The 930-nt window shown below is 64.0% G+C and carries 1 protein-coding gene; it reads right to left on the reverse strand.

Annotated features, from left to right (window positions below; translation table 11 throughout):
* On the reverse strand, positions 1–930 hold a 930-nt coding region (locus AC1DKD_RS41580; protein WP_477144779.1), incomplete at both ends, for a DUF2252 domain-containing protein.

A 930-nucleotide genomic window follows, 5' to 3' on the forward strand; every position in this document is an offset into this window, starting at 1 on the left:
CAGCTTCATGTCGCGCAGTTGCCGCATGTAGTCGCGCAGTTGCCGCATATAGAAATGCCGGCCGGACGGCCCGTTGTTCCAGCCAAGGAACACGTCGCTGGCCGCCTGCATCAGCCGCTGGCCCTCCACCACACGGCGGCCTTCATGCGTCACCGGCGGCGACTTGAAATAGCGCGCCACTACCGACTGCGTGGCCTGCTTGCTTTGCAGGAAGAGCGGCTTGCCGTGATTGTCGATCATCAGGATGATCAGGCAGCGCGTGCCGACGCTGCCCACCCCCACCACCTTGAAGGCGGCATCGTGGCGCGTGAAATGGCTGAGCAACTGGCGCCTGTCTGGCGCCATGGTACCCAGGTATTCCTTGAACGCCCTGTCGAAAGCCTTGTCGGTGTCGGTGATCTTCATCCAGTCGTCCTCGGGGGAGAACAGCGTGTTCTCGCCTCGTATGTGGAAGATCCCTGGCGGTGCGTCGCGGATAACCCAGCGCTCGCCAACCCGCTCCGACAACTTCGGCAGCAGCGCCTGGCTGGCGCGCTTGGTCGCGCGCGCCATGCCGCGCTCCAGGGCTTTGTGGATCTGCGGCGAAGGCGTCTCGGCCATCAGCCGCTCGAAGGTGATGGCGTCATACCAGGTGTCGAGAATGCCCATCCCGGCATAGTTGGCCATGCGCTCCTGATAGCTGCGCACGATGCGGTAGACCAGGTCGTCGATCACGCCCCGCTTGTGGCGCAGATGCCGGCCCGCCACCACGAAGCTGGCGGTAAGCCGCTTCAGGTCCCATTCCCAGGGCCCGAGGCTGGTTTCGTCGAAATCGTTGAGGTCGAACAGCAGCGAGCGTTCAGGGCTGGCAAACCCGCCGAAGTTGGCCAGGTGGCAGTCGCCGCAGATCTGGATGGGGATGTCTGAATTCGGCGTACCGGCGAGGTCATG

Source organism: Cupriavidus sp. 05T313 (genome assembly GCF_056396665.1).